Genomic DNA, 24,456 nt, shown 5'->3' with positions numbered 1-24,456 from the left:
TTTGACACCGGTGGAATTTGAACAAAAATACTTGTCTTAACTTCGCTGATTTGTGGCCCAAATTAACGTTGGCACTTCACCGAAACAAAGCTGGACACCCTCAGACCATCGACCAAAGCTGGTCAGGGGAGGATCAGGAAATTTTTCTACTTCAGTTTCGCAGATACGTCATCATGATATGTGAAGCCATAGGAAGAATGATTTAGCGACAAGGTCTTGTAGGTTAGGTTTCCGAGTCCAACTAATGTGGATGTGAGGTCGGGCAAGTCCGAGAAGATCTCCGATGAATCGAGCGCAGGCCCGTGACCGGGGATGCCCGACCTACGGGGATGGTGTGCTTCGATACACATGTCGCCCCGCTGGGGCTTTGGGCTTATGGGTGCCCAACATTACTATATACATATCGCCCCGCTGGGGCTTTAGCAACTAGTAGGTCGAGATTCATATCTCGACATGAGAATGTCGATTTTGGAAAATCGACCTACAAGAGGGCAACCACAAAGGTTGCCCCTACAAATACCGAACAAATGTAGGGGCAGGTCTTGTGCCTGCCCAAAATACTTATCACTTCGCTGCTTTCTTCGCTTCCTTGAATTTCTCTTTGGCAAACGCTCTCCATTCCTTCAATTTCTGGTTACGGAAGTCTGGTTTCTGCCAACTCCCCTCAGAGAGTTCTAGTGCTTCCGCTTCTGTTATTGGCACCTGACCCAAGATCTGAATCGCGGCGGCGCGCTTCTCTGGGTCTTTACTTTTATTGATGGCTTTCCATGTGTTGGTTAGATCTTTGTGCGGTTCGATGACAAGCGCACCGATGAGATCCCCGACGATGTCCCAACGTATCCCACCTTTCACTGCGTCGTAGTCAATGGGCGTCAGATCCAACTCAAATGGGTTGGTAGCAACACAGCGGTCGCCAAGTTCGTCGTAAAGCGCGGGGATAACGCTGCTACGATTCAACCCGCCTTTCCACTTCGGTCCTTCTGGATCCGTATCGCGTAACACCCACAGTTTTTGCGCTTCATCCGAAAGCACAAAATCGAGAAATCTCTGAGCGACCGCCATATTGGGTGCCCCTTTAAGTATGGCGATAGAGTCAGGGCTGACGACGGCTGCGTCGGGCGGTACGACATAATGAATCTTGTCTGCGCCGATGACGGCAATCTGACCGTAGGCGTAGAAGTCAATTGCCATGCCGTAGATGACCTGCCCTGCGACGACATCTCTGGGAATCGCATTTGATCCTGCGGAAAACGCCCTGACATTCGCGCCGAGTTGCGTAATTAGCTCAAAGCCTGTCTCCCAACCGTAACCTTGCAGGATAAGTTCGTACATCATGTGTGCGCTCCCGCTTTCGCGGGGATCTGCTGCGCCGACGCGGTTGATGAGTTCTGGGTGTGTCAGATCGTTCCATGTGTGGATCTCCGGTAGATTGAAAAGCGCACGCAATTCCTCGTTATACATAATTCCAAAACTAGACAGCGCCGCACCGTACCACCGGTATTCGGGATCGTAGACGGGGATACCAAAAATCTCTTTCGGGATCCGGGCGAGTTGGGCTTCAGGCAGTTTGTAGGGAGCCAGCAAACCTTTAGCAGCGAGCTTAAGGTAGTTATCTGTCCCGCCACCGAAAAAGAGATCTATCCCAATACCGTCCGGCAGCCGCTTGAATTCGGATTCGATGAACCGGAAGTCCGAAGAGGATCCGCCCTGATCCAGCCAGTCAACGGTGACTTCGCGTCCTGTCTCCTTGGTATACCACGCCTTAAACGCGGTATCGAACTCTGTTTCGATACCTTCCCAGTGTGGGGATATAATGACGAGCTTATCTTGAGCGGAAGCGGTTTGCCCGAAGATTAGCGTGATGACAGTACAGAGGGTGATGAAGGTTGCAAAAGTTAATCTATTCTTTGGTCTTGACATAGTGAAATATCCTTTTTTTTGAGATTGTATGGGCGGATTTCACAGTTGATGTGAATTTGAATCCGCATTCAGCCTGTGAATCGGCGATAACAGTTAGATAGGCAGCCAGCGAACAACTGCTGACATCTTCCACATCATAATCAGAATTATTGCGAGCAAAAGAAGATACCATATAACGCGCTTCCATGAACCCCTGCGTCGAACGGGACGATCTTGAAGTTTCATTTTGGCAGTGTACCTCCTGTGAATTGTTGGTATAACCTAAGTTGCCATCTATCACCCCATTGAGGCTAAATGAACCAACGAACTTATTCTGAACTTCTTACGCATTACGTTTCACGTTTTACGATTCAGACAAATACCGAAACAACTAGCAACTTGAGTTAGTATAATTTTGTGCATAAAATGGGAACGGTCCTATCGACTCGCTTCTGCCATTGTGATCCACTCGGTTTCTGGCGTCGTTGGTGTTAGGCGATAAAGTAACTTCGCTTCAATTTTTTCCGTGTCATTGAGGGTATACACAAACTCTCGCGTTTCACCGGGTGATATGCGACTGGTTTCGGGCTTTTCCGACGCCTCAGAAATGAATGCTTGTTCATGGTGACTCACGGCTCCATTGGCGTCGGAGATGTTTACGTCGAGAATAATTGCGCGCAAGGCTTCGCCCGGCAGCAGATGTCCCGCTTTATTGGTGAGACGAACCGTTGCTTTGTCCTCCGCACGGACGATTTTCAGGTTTGCGGCGCTTTTGAGTTTACTAACACTACGGCTCCCCGCCCATGTATGCCGCCGAACCGTGACCGTCTCGTAGGTATGGACGCTGAGCGTCCGTTTGACGGCGGGCATGTGGCAGGAAGCACAGTTCAACCCCTTTTCCGCAGCGGGGCTATTCTTGAAACTAGCGACCTGATTATGTTCAGGGACGTTCGGTTGTCCGTGGCAGGTTGCGCACAGTTCCGTAGGCTCGGCGTGAGCCTCGGAAGTCACGTTTGCGTGGTACATCGGATTGGTGCTCTTGTGTGGTCCGTGCATTGCCCCATGTGCATCGATATGGCATACGATACAAGAGACACCGTATTTTCGATCTTCAGTTCGCAGCTTCGGCATTTTGCCGATACCGGTGATCAGGATCGGTTCGGGGGCGTGGCACGGATCACATTTCTTTTCCCGATCCTCAACCTGACTCGCGGCTTCTTGGTAGATTGGATCTTCCCACGCCTTCGCGTGCATTGACCGCTCCCACTCGCGCCAGATTGCTGGGTGACATCGCTTGCACATCTTTTTCTGTGTGAAATCTCGGTAGATGTCATCGTAACTCAGATAGCTAGGCTCGAAGAATGAGTCATCTTCCGTTTCGTCAGCAGTTTCCACCTGTGCACAGAACATTATAAGTGCGAGCAACAGACAGATCCGTGCTATTCGTACAGTTAAAGCCGATGTCATTTTAGTCCTTGTTCAAGCAAAAGATATGCCGCCTTCTCTCCGCTGTTGATACAATCTGGGATGCCGATTCCGTGATAGGCGTTTCCGGCGAGCGCAAATCCGGGCAGTTTTCTCGCTTGTGCCTCGATTTCTGCGACCAGATCCAGATGCCCCAGATGGTATTGCGCCATAGCGTTTGGATGTTTGTACACGAGCGAAAACTGAGGACTGCTCTTGACTCCCAGCAGTTCGTGTAGTTCTTTAAGCACTGATTCGACTATCTCCGACTCAGAACGGTTGAAATATGCTTCTCCTCTGCTTCCTGCACCACCTACATACGCGCGTAAGAGAGCATAGTCCGCTGGAGCGCGTTCAGTAAATTTCACGCTGCTGAATGTGCATCCGATAATCGAGCGTTCCTCAACCGCGGGCACAACAAAACCCGCTCCGTTGAGGGGGTGTTCAATATCCGTGCGACGGAAAGCGAGATTAACAATGGCGGAGGAGGCATAGGGGATTGAGACGAGGGGCTCTGACAGGTTCGGAGCGACTGCTTTTACCAAGTCCGCTGCACCGTGTGCGGGGAGGGCAACACACACGAGATCGCTCTCCATCCGTTCCCCGTTTGCAAGATGGATCTGCCATTTTGCCTGATCACCTTGGTAATCTAGATGGCTGACTTTGGTGCCGAGTTGTATGCAATCGTCGGGCAAACGCTCGGCAAGGGTATCGGTCAGGGTTTGCATCCCGTCTTTGAAGGAGAGGAACAGGCTGTAGCGGGCACCGCTTGTGCCGCTCGCCCCACCTTGGGATTCTTTCTTCCGTGCCACTAACGCTTTGATGATGCTGCCATGTTTCTTTTCCATTTCAAGGAATTGTGGCATCGTGGCTTTGAGGCTCAGGTCTTTTCCATCTGCGGTGTAGATGCCGCCTATCATCGGCTGTGCTATCCGTGTGAACGCCTCCTTTCCCAATCGCCGCGTGATGAAACCTTCCAGCGATTCGTCTTCATCGCTTCGACGCCGGGGGATGACCCAATCTAATCCCATCCGCAGTTTTCCACTCCAACTGAAGATTGGTGTCTTTACGAAGGGCACAAAGGAAGCGGGTGCCATTAGGTAGAAGCCATCAGGGACAGGATAAAGCTTCCCTTTTCGTAGGACGAAGCTGCGTCGCTCTTTCGGGTTTGTGCCGAGAAACTGATCGGCGATGCCCAACTCTTCTGCCAACGCTTTTGCCCATGGCTTGGTCGAGATGAAAACATCGGGACCGTGTTCGATGATGAAACCGTCCTGTTTGGACGTGTGGATTGCGCCCCCTACGCGGTTTCCTGCTTCAAGCAGTTTCACATCGATGGGAATACCGCGTTTGGCCGATTCAGTGACTAAGCGGTAGCATGTCGTCAGTCCGGCGATGCCACCTCCAATGACAATCGCTTGTTTTCGGTTTGAAGTATCTGTCATTTCCTACCATCCGATTGCGTACGATGTTGATCTCGGGTCAGCCCCGCCAGCACGGACACCGGTATCGGGATCGACGGTGATGGCACAGACGCAACTGACCGATCCCCACTCTTGGTTATCGTGGACGATATGCCCACGTTCTCTTAAAACCTCTCGTACCCGTGGATCAACACGTGCTTCAACGGTTACCTCGCCGGGCTGAATCCCGTGGGGCCAGAAGGAGTTAGGGAAACTATGTGTTATCGCGCGGGGTGCCTCAATGGCCTCCTGCGGTTCCATCCCGAATTCAACGATGTTAAGGAAGACCTGTAGCATCCCCTGAACCTGTGCATCGCCGCCGGGGCAGCCGAAAGGCATGAACGGTTTCCCTTCCTTGAGACTTAGTGCGGGGTTTGGCGTGAGCCGTGGGCGTTTCCATGGCTGCAGGCAACAGGGGTGGTCTGGGTCGAGCCATGTCTGTGTGCCACGCGACGAGATTGCAAAGCCCAAGCCGGGAACGACTGGTGTGCTACCAACGCCATCCGACGGTGTCGCTGAAAAGGCATTGCCCGCTTCATCTACCACGCAGATGTAACTGGTATCTGTCTCCCATTCTGACGTGTATTCTGGTTGGGGACGCTCTGGATCCATGGTTGGGAACGGACCATTTTCGCGACGGAGTTCGGGATGGAATCGCCACGGATTGCCGGGAGCCGGCATATCGGGTGCGGCGTGCTGTGGGTCAATAGCTGCGCGTCTCTCGGCGGCATATCTTCCATCCAGCAATCCCGCCATCGGCACCTGTACAAAATCGGGGTCGCCGAAGTATGCGTGGCGATCCGCGAAGGCGAGTTTAAGGGATTCAACGACGGTGTGGAGATAGTCTGCGGTGTTATGCCCAATCCCCTTTAGATCAAAGCCTTCGACAATTTTCAGCGCCATGTTCAGCGTTGGACCTTGACACCAAGGACCACAGGTGTACACATCATAGCCATTGTAGGTGATATGCTCCGGTGGTTCGACACGCACCGAAAATGCTGCCAGATCTTCGTAGGTCAGCAGACCGCCCTCCGCCCGATAGAAGTCGGCGATTTCGTGGGCGATTTCACCTTTATAGATTAGGTCGCGTGCCGCACGGAGGCCGGCCCGTCGATCTCCACTGGCTTTGCGCTCGGCTTCGATCATCCGCTTGAAGGTTTCTGCGAGGTCTTTTTGGACGAAGATCTCTCCAATTTGTGGCACATGCCCACCGGGATTGTACACTGCGGCGGTTGTGGGGCAATTTCTGATGCCGTCTCCGCTTACCAATCCATGGAACTGGTCATCCACGGGTCTTCCGTTTTCGACGAGGTCTAAGGCGGGTTGGATGACCTCCTCAAACCTCATTGTGCCGAATCGCGCAAGTGCTGTCAGCCATCCATCCGGGGCTGCGGGGGTGACTGTGCGCAGGATTCCAGCGGGTAGATCGCCGTCGTGATGTTCGTGGAAGTAGTCCATTGTCGCAGCTTTGGGCCACCGTCCAAGTCCGCTAATTGTTTCAACGGGTTTGCCTGACGCAGGACAGTAGATAATTGGTGCGACGCCACCAAACTGGGCGGATCCGGGCTGGAGAACGTTGATACAAATTCCGGTTGCGACACCGGCATCGGCGGCGTTGCCTCCGCTTTCGAGGATGCGGACCCCCGCCATTGTTGCGAGATAGTGAAGTGATGAGACAACATAACGTTTTCCTCGGAATGAGGGACGGTGACTGTTCGGCATGGGTGTTTCTCCTCTCTCAAGAGATCAGGGATTTTTTCGATAAGCGCATAAAACCAATGGTGCTTAGTTTGCAGCTGTTGATAACGTGAAACGTGATGCGTGAGACGTGAAAATCATTGGTTCATCAGTTCATTTAGCCCCAGCGAGGCGACATGTTTATGTGACTGATAATGTGAGACGTGAAAATCATTGGTTCATCAGTTCATTTAGCCCCAGCGGGGCGACATGTTTATAGCACACGGATAAACAAATCCCCTAAAGCCCCAGCGGGGCGACATGTGTATCCGAAGGGTGGAACATAAGAAGAATGACAGCCAACCGACTAATGAACCGATGAACTCCCCGATAAATCGGGATCCAAAGCGACTTGAACAATGTAAAAAAACTTTCTCACTAAACTAGCACCAAAGGTTATAAAATCAAACGCAAAGCCGCAAGGATTTGATGAATTTCTTAGGTAAAATTAGGCGTCTGGGACTTCCCAATCAAGTAGCACGCCCAATGCTTCATTCATTTGAGTGTAGAGCAGATCAAATGCGGCAGCAGCTTCGGTGTAGGGGAAGCGGTGCGTCGTCATTTTCTCCGTCTGGATAGTGCCTGAACCGAGCAGCTGCATCGCTCTTAGTGAGACACCAGCGGGAACGACTTGGCCATAATAGCCACCCAAAAGTCTCCGTCCCTGAATCTTGCTCGACATGAGCGGCAGCGGTTGGTGTTCATACAGACCAATCAGATGCAGCAGTCCACCGACCGCTAACATGTCCAAGCCCTGATCGAAGGCTTTCGGTCCCGCGGGTCCCCCGACCGCATACACTACTATGTGTGCACCGACCCCGTTGGTGAGTTTTTTTACCGCTCGGACGGGATCTTCGTCGGCAGCGTTGATTACCGCATCTGCCCCCAACTCTTCGGACAGTGCGCATCGGCTGTCAAGGGCGTCTACTGTGACGATACGCCCGCGTCGGTTGGCTTTTGCGACCTGCATCAGGAGGCTGCCTACCAACCCCTGGCCGATGATGACAACCGTATCGTAAGGCTGGATGTCCTCAATGTCTATCCAAGATACAGCGCCGGAGACGAGCGGATAGTAGGGTGCTTGGTCGAAGTTTACGGACGGTAACATGGGAACGACTTGGGCTTGGTCTTGGGGCGATCTCAGCTGGACGGGACGGACGGTGTATTGTGCATGCGGTGCTGAAGCGACGACCCGGTCGCCGACAGCGTAGTGGTCGACTCCTTCACCGATGGCGTCGACGATGCCTGCGAGCGAATATCCCATGCTTTCGGGGTTGACCGCATATTCACGAGTATAGCGCCCTCCCATCTCTGAGCCTCGGCTGATGAGACTCCGCACCGCTTTGACACGAACTTCGCCGGGACCGGGTTCAGGCATCGGTGCGTCTTCGATAATAACGTTAAATTTCCCTTCTGGCTTGGCGACTCGTTTCATTCAACCTTCCTTTCTGTTCCCTGTTAGCGTTTGGTCATTAGTCCATCTTCTTTGGTTTCCATTCACGCGCCAGACGTTGAGCTTCGGCAATTTGGGTGCCGGTCATTTTTTCAGTGATTTTATCACGCTCTGCGAGCGCTCCTTCAATACCTAGCGTGCCAGCTCGATGATACCACATATACGCTGTAACGTAATTTCGATCAAGCTCCATGCCAAATTCATACATACTGCCGAGGTAAAGTTGGGCTATGGTATTGCCGTGTTCGACAGCCTTCTGAAAACACTTGAGTGCTTTGCCATAGTCCTGAGCAACGCCCGCACCATTTACATACCTGAGGCCGAGGATAACTTGGTCTCCCGCAGGACCTTGTTCAATGGCTTTTTCATACCATTTGATTGCCTCTTCTCTGTCCTGAACAACGCCTTTGCCGGTTGCATACATAGCGCCGAGATTAAACTGGCCTATGACATGATCTTGTTGGGCAGCTTTTCGATACCATTTGATTGCTTCCCTGTAGTCCTGAAGGGTGCCCTCGCCTCTTGCATACATAAGACCCAGATTGAACTGGGCTGTAGTGTTTCCTTGTTCAGCAGCCTTTCGATACCACTTGAGTGCTTCTCCATAGTCCTGAAGCACACCCTCTCCATTGTCATACATCACGCCGAGTCGAAACTGAGCCTTAGAGTCGCCACTTTCAGCGAGTGGTCGCAATTCCTGTAGCGCCGTTTTGTAATCCTTTCGCATATAAGCTTCTACACCCGCCCAATAGTCTGCGTACGTTAACCCAACGGTGAGCAGGCACACTGTCAGAGCGAACAAGGTAACTTGCAGGGTTGGCTGGCACACTATTTGCTGCATAACCCAATAAGATTGGAGGGAACGTGAGCACCCTTTCGCAGCCTCAGTTCTCCACACATTTTCGGTCATTGTGAATCACCTTCCGTATTTGATAATAACACAGGTTGATACCGAATAATTGTGTTGGGCAAATTGCCGAAACCTGATACAATAAAAATATACCACGACGCATAAACTGAGTCAATCGAAATATCCAAATTATACGGGAGGTAATTTGATGAAGATTACTGATATTAAGACGTTTCCGGTGCGGGTGGGCGGCACCCAACTTGTGGTGAAAGTGGAGACCGATGTGGGCATTTATGGGGTGGGTGAGGCAGGCATACCGAGCCGCGCTTTGGCTGTGGTTGGTGCGGTTCAACATTATCGTGAATTTCTGCTCGGTCAAGACCCGATGCGTATCGGTGCATTGTGGCAGGAGATGTATCGGAGCCAGTATTTTGAGGGCGGACGTATCCTCACCGCTGCGATCGCTGCGATTGACATCGCGCTTCATGACATTGTCGGTAAAGCCTTGGGGGTTCCCGTCTATCAGTTGCTTGGTGGGAAACAGCGGGATTACGTCCCCTGCTTTGCGACGACGCACGCTCAATCGGCGGAACAGCTGATCGCGGATGCCAATTTGCTGATCGAGAATGGGTGGAATGTCATCCGGACATGGATAGCACGAGGAGCACAGGGACCCAATGGAAATATCTTCGCGGCGACGTGGCTGACACAGCTGCGGGAGGCTATTGGTCCTGAGCCTGTTCTCGGTGTTGACTATCACCACCGCCTCAGCGTTGCGGAAGCGGCTTCATTCTGTCATCGGATGCCTCCCGGAACGCTTGACTTTTTGGAAGAGCCAATCCGCGATGAGACGCCGGAGGCTTACGAATCGTTACGGACGATGGTGGATGTGCCCTTCGCAATCGGGGAAGAGATTTCAAACAAGTGGGATTTTGCCCCTTATATTGAACGGGGTATCACCAATTTTGTTCGCCTTGATGTTTGCAATGTCGGGGGTTTGACGGAGGCGATGAAGGTCGCCAGTTTGGCAGAAGTGCACTATATTGACCTCATGCCACATAACCCTTTGGGAACGGTTTGTACCGCGGCGACGATTCATTTGGCGGCGGCTGTGCCCAATTTTGCGTGGTTAGAGATAAGGGAATCGCCCACCGAACGTACAGGCCGCTATGATTCAGATCTGTTTCCTGTTCAACCGCAGCCTGAAGGTTCGCGTTTTCCGGTTCCTGAGTTACCGGGGCTTGGTGTCGAGTTCAATGAGGAATTGGCACTCGCAAATCCTGCGGAGATTGGACAGGGACCTTTCCTCCGCCGACGCGATGGGTCGATTACCAATTCGTAAACGATTCGTGTGCACAGAGTTGCCGGTTAGTGTGTGATACAATACGCAAACTGCTGATTATCGTATTGTGTGCGATTTGCTGTGTGAAACGTGAAGCGTGATTCTATACCAACGGGTTTGACACTTTTCATACATCAAGCTATATACTTCCAAAGAAAGGGTTATCATGAACACTAGTCAAATTTTACCGGGTGAGCCGTTTAGTGAAGAGAAAACAGAACAGATTGTCAAACAGTTTCATCGTGATGGCTTCGTGCACATTCCCGGTGTGCTGACGCCTGAAGAAATTACCGCGCTGCGCGACACAACCGACAGACTCTTTGCAGATGAATCCCTCGCCGACAGGACGAGTCCGCACCTCGCCGACACGAGATACATCCAAGTGAAGCCGCATGATGAGTCGGGGGAAGAGCTGCCGTTCATTCTGAGGAATACAATCGAGCTTGATCCAATTTTTCGAGAGATGCTTCTTCGGGAGCCGATACTCAGTTTGGCGGAAGCGATTGTGGGGGAAGGTTGTAAATTCTGTGGTCAAAATGTGCTGCGGAATCTGCCCGGTCTGTCAATAGAGCGGTGGCATGTCGATGGGCAGGTGCATTTCCCGCTGCCGGACGATGTGCCTCGTTTCGATCCACGGATTCAGATGCAGGTCTTGTGGATTACCGTACAGATGGCATTGACAGACATTGAGACGCTTGACCATGGACCTACGCAGTACGTTCGTGGCAGCCACTATTCTGGTCGGGGGCCGAATGATCAGGATCATCCGGAGTTTGAAGGTCAGGGGCCCACATCGGTCTTCTGTAAAGCGGGGGACATCTACCTGCAGGATCCCCAGTGCTGGCACCGCGGTGCACCCAATCGATCAGATCGGACACGCTATATCTTACAGTCGCAGTACGCTGCACGTTGGGCATATTGGCGCTTCAACTTATGTAATCAGGTTCCGGTTCCTGAAGATTATCTACAGACCGCTGATGATCGCCTGTTGAGCCTATTGGGTCGAAGCCGCCCGGATAGCAGCCGGAATTAATCGTCATTGAAATGGCTAGCACAATTTTGAGTAGCTGAAAGGAAGATATAAAGTCATGAAAACGAAAGCACCAGTTATCGCTAGTGTAACCCTCCTACTGAATATCGTCTGGGGTGCGTTTGGTCAGGAAGGGGTGACCGTTGTTCCGGAGATCTTCCTAAGAGGCTACGATCCCGTTACTGTCTTTTTTCCCGTAGAGAGTAGACCTAACGCTGATGAACCAGCGGATGCCCCCGGCGAACTATTTCAGATTAAACCCGATCATCCTGGTGAATATCAATGGCTCGATGCCAAAACCATACAGTTCCTTCCGACCGTTCGTTGGCCCGTCCTGCGGCGATTTTCGATAACCGTCAACGGAGTAGCGCACCCGCTTGTTACGCTGATGGCAGCACCGAAAAGTATTTCGCCAGCCGGTGGCAGCCAAGAACTAGAGCCGATTCAGGAGATACAGCTATCTTTTGCAGATCGGCTAAATGTTGACGAGTTGAGCGCAATGCTGCGTTTCGAGGTGCGCCCAACACCGGGACTAGAAGCTACGGGAGATGGGACAGTGCCGGCGCTTGTAGAACTAACGGATCGAGACTTTACAGTCAAAGAGATTGAACGGACATCGATTCGGGATGCGGTTCAGTACCAGATCACTTTTGATGATTCTATTCCTTACGGCAGGATATTGACCATGACGTTGCAGCTTTCGTTAGACGAGCGTCTTAAGGGAGCTCTCGTTCGGCATACGTTTGCGACTCAGACCCCCTTTCGGTTGACTGGCATTGGTTGTGGGCGTGTTGTCTTTCCCGTTGCTGCTAAGGGTAGCGCGTATCCGGTAGAGCAACCGCTCCAAGGTGGCGGTGGCGATGAGCCACTTTTCCTCGAATTCAGCCATGAACTTGGACCGATTTCAATGGAAACAGTAAAGCGGTTGGTGCGATTCGAGCCTGCTGTGAAGAATTTCCGTTTTGAGGTTTCTGGAAAACGGCTCGATCTCCACTTCAGTCCCGAAAGAGATCGGGTTTACCGATTAACCCTTCAGGAAACGGAACTAACAGACGCGAACGGCAGAAATCTCTCGGCATTTGGTGAAGCCGCAGTCTATTTTTACTACACGCACGCTGATCCTTATCTACGGTGGCGCCAGAGCAGGGGCATTCTCGAACGCTACGGGGCACAGAAATTTCCGATGGAAGGACGCGGTGAGGAACAGGTCGATCTGCGGATATATAAGCTAGATCCCTTGGATCGGAATTTTTGGCCCTTCCCGGACAGATCCGTGAGGGTGAATGAGGAATCCCGCCCACCGGGTCCTGGCGAAGAGCCGGCTTTTGCCAGAAATATGCCCAAGCACATCCAGCTGCTTGGAAGTCCGCTTATATCCCGATTGGTGTCTCTGCCGATGAAGGATCGAATGGGTAACCTGCGATTTGGTCTTGACCTCAAAGCCTTATTGACGAAAATTTCTGGTGAGGCCCAGCCGGGGACATATCTCCTTGGTTACCGTAAAATAGGGAGCAGCACCCAACGAAATTACGCCCGGATTCAGGTGACAGATTTGAGCCTCAGCACGGTTGAGGAGGACTCAGCGGTGAACTTTGTTGTGACCTCCTTGAGCACCGGCGCACCCGTGGTTGGGGCACAGGTAATCGTCGAAGGGCGACATCATAACGACTCGCGTCAGGTTTGGAAGCCGATTATTTCAGGTGTCACTGACAGCACAGGACAGTTCCGTTATGTGCACACGAAGGAGATTGAAGCGAGTCTACGCCGCATCGTGATTAGTCACGAAGGGGATGTGCTGACACTCAACCCTGCTAAGCCACCACCCCATTTTCTGGACAATCACTGGTATAGTTCCCGTCGAAATTGGCTCAACTGGTTAAGAAGTAAACCTCGTCATATCAAAGACCAGCCGGTGCGGAAGGCGCATATTTTTACAGAACGCCCGGTGTATCGCCCGGAGGAACCTGTTCACATTAAAGGATATGTAAGGCTGCGACAAATGGGCGGCCTCATATATGAGGCGGATCGCCGCAGAAGTTTAGTAGTGGAAGGACCAGGGGATAAAAAGTGGACATATCCGCTCACCTTGACTGAGATTGGCAGTTTTTATCACAAATTTGATGAGAAACAGTTGCCTACAGGGTACTATCAGGCAAGCATTTTCGACGATGTTGATCAGGAACGTCTTGCCTCTGTGGATTTCGAGAAAGAGAGTTATCGTATCCCTCGCTTTGAAGTTCAACTGTTGGGACCAGATACCGTTCCGACGGATAGAGCTTTCACACTGACGATGATCGCTGACTACTATGCCGGTGGCAGAGTAGTCGGTCAAGAGGTGACGTGGCAGGTTACACAGCATTCTGATAGCTTCGGTGTGCCAACCGAATACGCCGGGTTTCTGTTTTCAACAGATCAACGTTTTAGCGACGGTACTCCTTTCCGTGCAACAGGTATTACAAAACAGGAACTTACAGACGAAAACGGTTCTTCAACGCTGGAACTTAACCCCGCCTTAGAGCCGGATGGCAGTTCCCGTGTATATGTGGTCGAAGCCACAGTGCGCGGTGCCGATGAACAGACGGTCACTGCTGCTAAACTTGTGTCGGCAGCTCCCGCTTTCGTTTTGGGGTTAAAGTTGGAGAGGTTTCTCAAGGACACGCTAATTATCAACCCAGAAGTGCTGGTGCTGAACCATGAAGGAAAGCCGTTAGAAGGGTTGGAATTCCATTTGCGGTTGATGCACCGTCAGTGGCATTCGTATCTCAAAGAGAGCGATTTCACGACGGGGAAGGCGGAGTATGTAACTGAAGTGGTAGATGTTCCCCTTACGCAACAAACGCTGATTTCAACGGCAGAACCGATGAAACTATCGTTGCCTGTCGAAGCGGCGGGCGTTTACGTTGTTGAAATTGCAGCCCAGGACAGGCTCGGCAGACGACAAACCGTCTCCGCCGACCTTTACGTTGCAGGCGATACTGCCGTAGCGTGGGAAAAGCCGAAGGCAAACGTCTTTGAGACCACACCGGACAAAACCGCATACAATCCCGGTGAGACAGCTAATCTGCTCTTGAAAAGTCCGTTTCAGCAGGCGCGTGCCCTGATTGTTGTGGAGGGCCCAAAAGCCAATCAGTATCATTGGGTTGATATAGAAAACGGTCAGGGGGTTTTTCCTATGCCGATCAGTGGAGACATGACACCACAGGTGCCGGTACATGCGCTGCTGTTGCGTGGACGACTAGCAAATGGGAAAATGGCTGATGCAAGCACATTTGATACTGCCAAACCGATTGCCATGGCGAGCACCGCTTGGATTCAGGTCAATCCACGGGATAATCAACTCAAGATTGAATTGGATCATCCAGCTATAAACCTCCCCGGTGCCTCTATGCCGCTGACGATTAGACTCAGTGATCCCGATGGAAATCCACTAAACGGTGAAGTCACCCTCTGGTTAGTAGATCGCGCGGTTCTTGCCCTCGGTCAGGAACGAGATTTGGATCCCATGCCTTCTTTCATTGACCGAGTCAAAGCGCACATCCGTATCCGCGACACTCGGAACGAGGTCGTCGGAGATTTGACCGTGAACGAAACCCCCGGCGGGGATGGGAAGCTGGCGATGCGAACTACATTTGCTGCTGAAGTGACAGTACGGAGAAACTTTAGGCCTGTTCCCTATTACAATCCCCTCGTACGGGTGGTCAATGGCGTCGCAACACTTACCATTGATCTGCCGGATAATCTGACGGACTTCGCTGTACGAGCAGTGGCAACTGATGGGGAAGCCCGTTTCGGTTACGGTAAATCTGTCGTCTCCATTCGTTTGCCGCTGATTGTTCAGTCCGCACTGCCACGCTTTGTGCGTCCGGGCGATAGCTTTGTTGCAGGTGGCATTGGTCGCGTCGTCGAAGGCGAAGGCGGAGCAGGACAGGTCGAGCTTCAGGTGGAAGGATTGGAGGTGGACGGTGATATGCGTCGCTCGGTCGATTGGGTGAAGGATCAACCCGAACAGCTCTATTTTCCGATGAAGGTTGCCACGTCTGCACTCGCTAATAGCGAAACTGGTCAGGTGAAGGTTCAACTCGCCGTCAAGCGAGAGGTCGATGGCGCGATGGATGCCTTTGAGGTGACATTGCCGGTTAAGAACGACCGTGAAAAACGCCAGTTGGAGACGTTCGTTCCGGTCAAAGCGTCTGAAACAATCTCCTTTCCATCCATTGAAGAAGAACCGCGACCGGGAACAGTTCGCCAAGCTGTGATGGTGACGTATCAACCTGCGTTGGTGAAGATGCTGGCGGGGCTCGATTACTTAGCAGCTTACCCATACGGCTGTACGGAGCAGCGCATCAGCCAATTGATGCCTGAACTAGCATTGAAAGACTTGCTTGATGAGATCGGTCGGGGAGATCGTGCCGAAGCCAGTGATCTGCAGATGCGAGAAATTTTCACCTTTCTAGGGAGTGTGCAGCACGCCAACGGGCTTTATAGCGGTTGGCCAGGCTCCAAGGGCTATGTCAGCTTAACCGCTTATGTGGTGGAGTTTCTACTGATGGCAAAAGCACAGGGTTACGAATTTGATGAGAAACTTTTGGAGAGGGGACTGGATGCGCTGAGAGCCTCCCTGCGATCAGATTATAGCAATTTTATTGATGGTAGCACCTATGTTGAACGTGCCGAAGCCCTTCATGCGTTGGCGATGGCTGGCGACTTCCAAGATGTCTACGCACATGACCTGCTCGCTCGCGCCTTGACGATGGATCTTTACAGTGAGGCAAAAATCCTGTATGCTTTTCTCACAAAGGCATCAGATGAGACAGAATCAATTAACCGGCTCAATGCGGATCTCTTGAAAAGTTTAGTATTCGCACTCAGGAACGGAGAAGAAGTCTATCAAGGGTTGCAGTATCGGGCGAGAAGTTGGGGCGGGTTAATCAACTCCAGCGAGGTCAAAACGCTCGCCAGTGTTGCGAGATCGCTTTACACCGCCTTACCAGAGGCACCAAAAACGCAGCTGCTTATTGACGAACTGATTGCGCGTGGAGAAGCAAATGGGTGGGGAAGTACCAACGCCACCGCTGCAGCTTTGCTCACTTTGGGCGAAGTATTTCGAGTGCAAACACCCGACTCAACGGGGCATGGATTTGTTCTGCAATTTGGGGATGAATCTGTAGAACTCAACACTGCTGGACAGATTGTCAGTCACTATGAATCCGTCGCTTCTAGTCCCGGTGGATTGATGTGGACAGCGGGACCTACTGATAGCCTGCCCTATGCACGTTTAACGCTAGACTACATGCCCGCAGCGAGTGGAGATCAGGTCAACGCAAAAAACGAAGGCTTTGTTGTCGAGCGGCGAATTCAGATTGTTCAAGCAGACGGGGAACCGCCCGTCGTGCGTCCGGTCAAGGCAGGAGACGCCCTTGAACTAGAGATAGGGACTATCGTAGAGGAGCACATCCGAGTGGTGAACCCGGAGGTACGGCATTATGTCGCTGTGGCTGCGCCGTTTGCCGCCGGCTTTGAGCCGATGAATCCGAATCTCGCTACTGCTCCGAAGGCAGCCAAACCTGCGGGGGCAATAACGTTAGTGCCGGCTTACGCGCAGTATCATGATGATCAGGTCATTTTCTATTACGATACCCTCCCAAAGGGAACCTATGACTTTTACTTCCGGCTGAAGGCGAGTATTGCGGGGAGTTTCGTCCATCCACCGGCGAAGGCAGAGATGATGTACAAAGAAACCGTCCGAGGTCGCTCTGATGGCACGCGTATCATCGTCAAACCTGATCGGGATTAACGGGATTTAGGATTTACGCACTTTGATTCATGGTCTTGTGTCCATGTGTGGACCGAAAGCAATTAGAAATTGTCTGTCGTAGGGTAATTTAAGACGGGAAATTAATGTGAGTTTTAAGGACAAAAAGAAAAATGAAAAATTTTGAAACCCGAGGACCCGTATCTGCCGAGCGAAACTACGTTGTCTCGCGTACCGATGAAATAGTTGATTTCATCAACCGGGTCAAACAGGGACGATATATTGTCATCTTTGCCCCTCGCCAAACAGGCAAAACCACCTTCTTCCGATGGTCCCTTGATGTCCTTGCCAATGAAGAGGAAACCTACTTCCCAATTCAACTTGATTTCCAAGCGTATAGCAACGTTTCGCCCCCCGCTTTTTACGGCTATCTCTACAAAGATATTCGCAAGGAAATTGAGGTTGTTTTCCAAAGACGCGGTAACACGCCTTCTGAGGCACTAAGCCAATTTTTAGAAGGCGCAAAGATTACCGAACACATTTCAATGATAGAATTCTTTGAACAGCTTGCGAGTTTGCAACCAACCATGCGGTTTGTTATTATCATTGACGAGTTTGATGGTATCCCTCAAGCCATCGTGAGTGATTTTCTCTATTCACTCCGCCGCATCTATCTCTCCGGGCCCGCTGCCCGCTGCCCCTATAGTTTAGGCATGGTCGGGGTTAAAAGCATTACCCAACTTAACTACGATCGCTCGATCTCGCCGTTTAATATCCAAGACGAGTTTGCCTTGGCAAACTTTACGGTTGAACAGGTCCGCGAACTTCTTGGGCAGTATACCGCCGAGGTCGGCCAAGCCTTCGCTCCAGAAGTCATAGAGAATCTCCACAAACAGACAGCCGGTCAACCTTTTCTAGTCAACCGATTCGCGCAAATTCTCACTGAGGAGATGGACATTCCCAAAACGGAACCAATTGGGATGACCCACTTTTCAAAAGCACATACCCAACTCCTTGAGGAGCGGAACGTCAACGTCCAGCATCTGATAACGAATATCCGAAGAAACCCGCATTTTGAAAGTCTCTTGATGAAAATTGTTTCTTATGAGAAAGGTACGCCTTTCAACCCGGACAACGAATTGATTGGAGAGCTAGTCACTTATGGTATCATTGCGGAAGGTGCCGACGGGATGTGTGAAATTGTCAATCCGATTTATCAGTATCGTATCATGCGGACGTTTCAGCCACCGGTGAATGGCCTAGAGAAGGACTATTTTCCCGAAAATGCTGATGTGGATTTTTTGGATTACCTTACCCCTGACGGACAGATTCAGATGGAGCCGCTGCTTGATAATTTCCAAGATTTTATCGCTCGTGCCGGCTATCGGATTCTGCAAGTGTCAGAGACTCCGCAGGAGTATGTTGGACAATACCTGCTCTTTGCCTATCTTGACCAGTTTGTACGCCTTGTGCGCGGCGTGATGTACCTTGAAGTCCAAACCGGGCGCGGCAGAATGGACCTCATCATTGTGCACAATGCCCGAAAATACATTGTAGAAACCAAAATTTGGGAAGGCACTCGTCGCCATGGGGCAGGCAAAAAGCAACTCGCGGCATATCTCACCTTAGAGGGGGCGGTGGAAGGGTACTATGTCGTGTTTGATCGTCGCCAGAATCCAGAACCACAGAAAGAGAAAGAGACTCTGGCTGGCAACCTGACGATTCAGAGTTACGTTATTCCTGTGATGCAAGAACGCCCGGCTTCGTAAGCGAGTAGCGAAAGAAGCTTTCCATCTTTAGGACGTTGATGTGTTGGTTGGTTGTGTCCTAACGCTTGCTAATAACTGTTGGATAAAAAGTGAAACGCAAGAAATCAGGTTTCACAAACCGGTTGCATCTGTTTTTGATTTAACTTAACACGGAGAACATACAGAAGAATCCGGAGGAAGAATGGCAGGATAAAAGATTCGCGCATTCCATCCTGCCACCCTTCCATCCAGATAGTCACCTGAATTGACCTTATGCAAAATACGCCCCGACACGTTGGGATTCAGAAACCTGTCACCTACCAGAGCGGTTTAACAGTCAAATCCTTCCTGCTTGCCCTTGTCCTCATTCCGTTCAATGTCTGGTGGCTCATTGAACTTGAGGTGGTTCGCGTTGGCTATCCAACCATCATCCATCCGCAGGCAAATGTCATTTTTATCATCTTTTGGCTGCTCTTGATTGGGTATGTGCTCCACAAGCTCTCTCCGAAACTTGGTATTTCACAACAGGAACTATTGACCGTCCACTTCATGTTGTGCATTATCTCCTGTCTCTGTTCTTGGGATATGCTGCAGATTTTAATGCCAATCATGAGTTATCCGTTTCAGTTTGCCACTCCTGAAAACGACTGGCGCAACCTGTTTTGGCGGAATATCCCGGAGTGGCTCACTGTCTCAGATGAAAAGGTCTTACTCGGTTACTATGAAGGGGATTCAAGCCTATATTCTGCCCGTTATCTGAAGGCGTGGCTCACTCCAATTGTCGCATGGAGTGCGTTTGTTTTTGTGTTGATGGTTGTGCTGTTGTGCATTAACACGCTGTTGCGGATTCAGTGGACAGAGCATGAGCGGTTAAGTTACCCTCTGACACAGCTACCGTTAGAGATGACCAATCCTCGGTTGCGTTTCTTTAGGAATCGGTTGATGTGGATTGGCTTCAGCATTGCCGCACTGATTAGTATCGTTAATCTACTCCATTCAATTCACCCAGTCATCCCGTATATTCCGGTTAAACGGCAGGGGATAGGTGGAGGCATCCGGGTCTCTTTCTACCCGTTTGTTATTGGGATGAGTTTTATGATGCCACGAGATCTCCTATTCTCATGTTGGGCGTTTTTCTGGCTCTACAAGATTGAGTTGATGGTCGGCGATATGATGGGTTGGCAAAACCTTCCGCGTTTCCCTTATGCGGCTGAACAAGGCTTCGGCGTGTATTTGGGGCTGTTGATATTCGCACTTTGGATCGGTAGGTCACATTTCATAGGGTTAGCGCGTCATTTATTTGCGTCTTCCAGATCGCGATTTCAACTGGATGACAGTCAGGAGCCGATGCCGTATCGCTTGGCGGTGATAGGTATTGTGCTGGGTATGATCTTCTTAACGGTCTTCTCCTACAAAGCGGGTATGTCGTTGTGGGTGATACCTATTTTCTTTGGGATTTATTTCTTATTATCGATCATGATCACCCGGTTGCGCGCAGAGTTAGGGTTTATCGTCCACGGACACGGTTACCGTCCGGGCATCGATCCCCACACCATGATTGTTACTGGGTTCGGTACTTGGCAACTCACTACGAACACGCTCACCGTTTTTTCGATGTATATGTTTTTCAATCGTGCCTATTGGGTCAATCCGATGCCGGAGCATTTGGAAGCGTTTAAGATGTCGGAAAGACGGAATATCAACCTACGCCATACCACGATTGCCATCCTAATTGCGACAGCAATCGGATTGGTCGTGAGTTTTTGGTTTCTGCTAGACGCCTTTTACCGACATGGTCATGACTCTGCACATTTCCACCCGCATTCGTTATGGTATGGGCGTATGGCATACGGTCAACTTGAAAATTGGCTGAACTATCCTCGTGAGGCTGACGGTCCGGCACTTGCGTTTATGGCCGGTGGATTCGGGTTGACAGCGGTGTTAATGTTCTTGCGTACCCGGTTTCTGTGGTGGCCCCTGCACCCGCTCGGTTATGTCACGGCGGATAGTTGGGGGATGTTCAATCTATGGTCCTGTATTTTCGTCGCTTGGATGATCAAGACAATTATATTGCGTTATGGTGGGCTTGGATCGTATCGTCGAGCGGTGCCATTCTTTTTGGGTGTTGCGCTCGGAGACTATATTGTAGGGTTTATCTGGAGCATCTTGAGTATTCTGACCGATACCCCATTGTATAGTTTTTTCCCCTAATAACCTAGCGTTAAAAAAATGTTAGAATCTTTAAAGGAGGCTCTGTTATGAAAATCTTATCTAACAAACTGGTGATTGGGTTAATTGGGTTGATTGTGTTGGCTATGTTCACCATAATTGGTTTCTATTTCGGGATTCGTTGGGCTTCACAAGATGTGTTAGGGTTTGATAGTCAGCCGGATCGGTTGACTGTAGATCTAGAACAGAAAAGGGTGCAACTAGAAAAGTGGGGCAATGACTTTCTGGAGGCATTCCCTAATGTGCCTGCGGTCAAGGCAACACTCCAGAGCTACCAAGAAATCCTAAGCCAAGTCATTGACCGCAATGAGCAGTTGCGGCAAAAAGGTATGTCAGCAAGGGGACGGATAAAACAACTCACCCAGTTTGCGAAGGAAATTTCGGGGCCCATAGCGGAGCGTACACGTTCAACTGAACTTCATTTGGAACTGATGCACGAAAACAGCGAGTTAAAGGAGAAGATTGACCGCTACGTACACGCAGATTGGATGTTGCCGCTCCCAATTTATCTGTTAGGATTGAATGAAAACGAAATGTCGGTACTTCAAGAGCAGTTACCGGCATCTCAACATGGACATCGATAGAATTAAGTCTTGGCTGATATACACGTAACCTAGCTAAAGAACTATGAAAATAACTTAGGACGGTTGAAAGGAGTAGCTAATGGGTAAGCTAGATGGTAAGGTTGCCCTCATCACAGGGGGGAATAAAGGTATTGGTCAGGGAATCGCACGCGGCTTGGCGCACGAAGGGGCAACCCTTGTATTGGCTGCGCGGGGCGCTGAAGAGTTAAATCAGACCGCTGAGGAACTGAGGGCAAGCGGTGCGACTGTGCTCACTGTGCCGACCGATGTTACCGACGAAGCCCAAATTGAAGCGATGTTCGAGCGGACGATGGAAACGTTTAACCGCTTGGATATTCTGGTCAATAATTCGGGGGCGTTCGATGGCGGTCCGCTTGACGAACTGTCGACGGAAGCGTTGGATAATGTGCTTTCTGTCAATCTGCGTGCGCCGTTCCTATGTACGCGTGCAGCGATGCGGATTATGAAGCAACAGGGCGGCGGACGCATTATCAACATCGGCAGCATCTCCGCGCAGCGTGTTCGACCGGGAGCGGGCCCCTATTGCGCCTCTAAGTTTGGTATTTGGGGTTTAACTCAGGTAACAGCGTTGGAGGGTCGTCCACACGGAATTGTCGCAAGTTGCCTCCACCCGGGGGCGACGCAAGTTAGAGATTTGCCAGAGGGCGAGGAACGGGCAGACCTGATGCAGGTGGACGAATTGGCTCAAGCTGCGGTGCTTATGGCGACATTACCCCCGCATGTAAATTTTCTTGAGGCAAAGGTTCTGCCTGTGCAGCAGCCCTATCTCGGCCGGGGATAGTAATCTTTGGGTATGCAGCGTGAGTCGTTTTTTTGTGGTAGAATAACGGACTTTTTGCATTGGCTTTCTAGTGTTGATCGGATGCAAACTGGAAGGCGTAGAGTTTCATAGCCCGCAGGGCGAAACGCAGCCGGACGGACTTACCAACTAGTTCACTCAGGTCGTCTTTGCCTTGCCATGTTACGGTTTTACTGATGGTGTTACCCACCCCTGGATCTGCCTCTGTGAGCTCAAAGCCGGGCAACGGCTGTCCATCGGCATCCTGAATTTCGACTTGAAGCCAGCCGCCGGCACTACCGTCAAAATTCAGTTCAAGACGATTGCCGCCAAACTGGAGCACCGGCGTGATGAATTGACCACCACCAAACCCTGCATCGGCCGAGACGAATCCGTCCCGTCGCATACGTGCACGAAAAAGGCTGCTGGAACGTCCGACATCGTCGGGGTCCGCACCGTGGTTATGAGCCATGCCAGCATAGTAGAGCCACAGTTCGTCACCCACAGGGATGAGCCACGGATTGGCGAAGATCATCCCACTATGTACGTCGTCCTCCATTCCGTGCCGCAGGAAGGGACAGCGGTTACCCTGCCGCTGCCAGCGTATTCCATTGCGGCTGGTCAATAGCTGTGTATCCATGGTCGCAGGAAACCCTTTCTCTCCCCAGTGGTAGTAGACTGATGGAAACATCAGATACACATCTTGGGCGCTTTCATATTTCATGGCGCAACTGGTGTAGTAGTCGATGCTTGGGCGCTGGTCGTCGAACTTTGAAGGCACGGGGATAGCTAGGTCCTCTTCATCTGCTTCCAGAACGATCTGGGTACTCGACCAAGTGCGGAAATCGGGCGAGGTAATGCGGCCGATGCTCCGGTAAGCGACTTTGCCGGCTAGCGCAGCTTCGTCGGAGCTTTGAGTCTCTCTAACCCGTGTGTAGCCGACGTAGCATTTGAAGGTATCGTCCCAGAAAAACATGTTCTGAGTATCGCACGACTGGTTGGGTGGGTTAGGCTGGTTGGGGTATGCTTGCCAGTGGATTCCGTTGGGCGAATGCATTGCCCAGAGTCCGCTCCGCGTCCCTTCAGCGATCTGTGAGTCAGTGGGACGAAACTTGCTCCACAGCTTGTAGCGTTCATCGGCAGGGGCGTGCTCGTCACGGTATACGGTGGCGCCCTGCATACTCTGGCGTTCGAGGTGGGGTGCAACGATGTTATTTTCGGTAGAGCCGCGAAAGGGAACAAGACCGAGGGACGGTTTTTCCCAGTGGAGACCATCCTCTGACTCAGCATAACAGAGCCGCCGGGCACTCTCTTGAGGCGTCCCAACGTCGAGAAGCGCATCGTACCAGAGGCGGAATCTGCCATCGGGTTCACGGAAGGCAGTGCTGTAGGCACCTATGCCCTTCTCCTCCCAAGGTTGATCTGCTATGAGCACGGGGTCGGGATCCTGCACGGGTGGGTTCATACGCAACTCGATGCCCTCCGAGCTTTGAAAGAAGCGTTTGTCAATAAAGAGTTGCTTGTGGATTCCAATGTCCATGGAGGCTATCCTTAAAGCTCTTTAGCCACTGCTGCAACGGCTGCGATGGTTTCGTCAATTGTCGCATCATTATGGGCGGTGGAGAGGAACCAAGCTCCTCGTTCGAGCGCGCGGACACTGTGGGAAAGTAGAGCGGTCGTGAAATTGACGTAACGCGCCTTGTCTGCCGCTAGGGAATCGCGGTAGTTGGAGAATGGGGCATTGGCACCCAAAGCGACGTGAAAAATCTGGGGGAAGCCTTGTACCTGTGCTTCGACATTGGCATCGGCTAGGGCGTGCTTGATCCCGTTCATCAGTTTTTTGCCCTGTTTTTCTAGGCGACTGAAGGTTGCTGGTTTTTTGAGTTCGCTTAGTGTTGCAACGACAGCTGCCATAGCTGCCGGTAATGCGTTGTAACTGCCGCCGTGCAAGACACCGCCGGTTGCCATCTGATCCATCAGATCCGCGCGTCCAGCAAACGCTGATACTGGAAAACCGTTGGCGATCGCTTTGCCAAAGGTCGCTAGGTCAGGAGTAACGCCGAAATACTGCTGTGCTCCACCGGGCGCTAGCCGGAAACCGGTGAT

15 protein-coding genes are annotated in these 24,456 nt (G+C 51.4%); 7 read left to right on the top strand and 8 right to left on the bottom strand.

The genetic code is table 11. The features are described 5' to 3' along the window. Positions 1-564: 564 nt before the first annotated feature. The 6 genes from J4G02_11855 to J4G02_11830 form a co-directional block, all read right to left on the bottom strand. Positions 565-1,920: an extracellular solute-binding protein gene (locus J4G02_11855; protein MCE2395272.1), complete on the bottom strand. Its 1,356-nt coding sequence runs from the start codon at positions 1,918-1,920 to the stop codon at positions 565-567. A 417-nt stretch (positions 1,921-2,337) separates the two neighbouring features. Next, positions 2,338-3,366, bottom strand: a complete 1,029-nt coding sequence (locus tag J4G02_11850; GenBank protein MCE2395271.1) for a hypothetical protein — start codon at positions 3,364-3,366, stop codon at positions 2,338-2,340. Further along, a complete protein-coding gene (gene hemG, locus J4G02_11845) occupies positions 3,363-4,808 on the bottom strand; it encodes a protoporphyrinogen oxidase (protein MCE2395270.1) in 1,446 nt (481 codons plus the stop codon). Before hemG ends, J4G02_11850 begins: the two co-directional genes overlap by 4 nt. A 3-nt stretch (positions 4,809-4,811) precedes the next feature. Continuing rightward, the gene (locus tag J4G02_11840) at positions 4,812-6,548 is read right to left on the bottom strand and encodes a gamma-glutamyltransferase family protein (protein ID MCE2395269.1); all 1,737 of its coding nucleotides are present in this window, start codon (positions 6,546-6,548) and stop codon (positions 4,812-4,814) included. 463 nt (positions 6,549-7,011) lie between these two features. Further along, positions 7,012-7,998, bottom strand: coding sequence for a zinc-binding dehydrogenase (locus J4G02_11835; protein MCE2395268.1), 987 nt, complete (start codon positions 7,996-7,998; stop codon positions 7,012-7,014). A 37-nt stretch (positions 7,999-8,035) separates the two neighbouring features. Then, positions 8,036-8,857 carry a sel1 repeat family protein gene (locus J4G02_11830; GenBank protein MCE2395267.1) on the bottom strand — a complete coding sequence of 274 codons (822 nt, stop codon included), beginning with the start codon at positions 8,855-8,857 and terminating at the stop codon, positions 8,036-8,038. Positions 8,858-9,074: 217 nt separating this feature from the next. Between J4G02_11830 and J4G02_11825 the strand changes: the two genes are divergently transcribed. The 7 genes from J4G02_11825 (at position 9,075) to J4G02_11795 (ending at position 22,353) form a co-directional block, all read left to right on the top strand. Beyond that, positions 9,075-10,208, top strand: coding sequence for a mandelate racemase/muconate lactonizing enzyme family protein (locus tag J4G02_11825; protein MCE2395266.1), 1,134 nt, complete (start codon positions 9,075-9,077; stop codon positions 10,206-10,208). 166 nt (positions 10,209-10,374) lie between these two features. Further along, the gene (locus tag J4G02_11820) at positions 10,375-11,241 is read left to right on the top strand and encodes a phytanoyl-CoA dioxygenase family protein (protein MCE2395265.1); all 867 of its coding nucleotides are present in this window, start codon (positions 10,375-10,377) and stop codon (positions 11,239-11,241) included. Between the two features lie 55 nt (positions 11,242-11,296). Further along, complete coding sequence (locus tag J4G02_11815) at positions 11,297-17,032, top strand: hypothetical protein (protein ID MCE2395264.1); 5,736 nt, start codon at positions 11,297-11,299, stop codon at positions 17,030-17,032. A 131-nt stretch (positions 17,033-17,163) separates the two neighbouring features. After that, positions 17,164-18,759, top strand: coding sequence for an AAA-like domain-containing protein (locus J4G02_11810; GenBank protein MCE2395263.1), 1,596 nt, complete (start codon positions 17,164-17,166; stop codon positions 18,757-18,759). A 252-nt stretch (positions 18,760-19,011) separates the two neighbouring features. Further along, positions 19,012-20,949, top strand: coding sequence for a hypothetical protein (locus J4G02_11805; protein ID MCE2395262.1), 1,938 nt, complete (start codon positions 19,012-19,014; stop codon positions 20,947-20,949). Positions 20,950-20,996: 47 nt separating this feature from the next. Beyond that, positions 20,997-21,551: a hypothetical protein gene (locus J4G02_11800; GenBank protein MCE2395261.1), complete on the top strand. Its 555-nt coding sequence runs from the start codon at positions 20,997-20,999 to the stop codon at positions 21,549-21,551. 79 nt (positions 21,552-21,630) lie between these two features. Next, complete coding sequence (locus tag J4G02_11795; protein ID MCE2395260.1) at positions 21,631-22,353, top strand: SDR family oxidoreductase; 723 nt, start codon at positions 21,631-21,633, stop codon at positions 22,351-22,353. Between the two features lie 67 nt (positions 22,354-22,420). On the opposite strand, the gene J4G02_11790 is transcribed toward J4G02_11795, so the two are convergent. Beyond that, positions 22,421-23,890 (bottom strand): hypothetical protein, encoded by a 1,470-nt coding sequence (locus J4G02_11790; GenBank protein ID MCE2395259.1) that lies wholly within the window; start codon positions 23,888-23,890, stop codon positions 22,421-22,423. Positions 23,891-23,901: 11 nt separating this feature from the next. Continuing rightward, positions 23,902-24,456: aminotransferase class III-fold pyridoxal phosphate-dependent enzyme (locus J4G02_11785; protein MCE2395258.1), on the bottom strand; the 555-nt coding region annotated here is incomplete at its 5' end.

The organism is Candidatus Poribacteria bacterium, from assembly GCA_021295755.1.
Taxonomy (GTDB): Bacteria; Poribacteria; WGA-4E; order WGA-4E; family PCPOR2b; genus PCPOR2b.
Note: the sequence above shows the minus strand (reverse complement) of the source record. Positions and strands in the feature narration are given on the sequence as shown.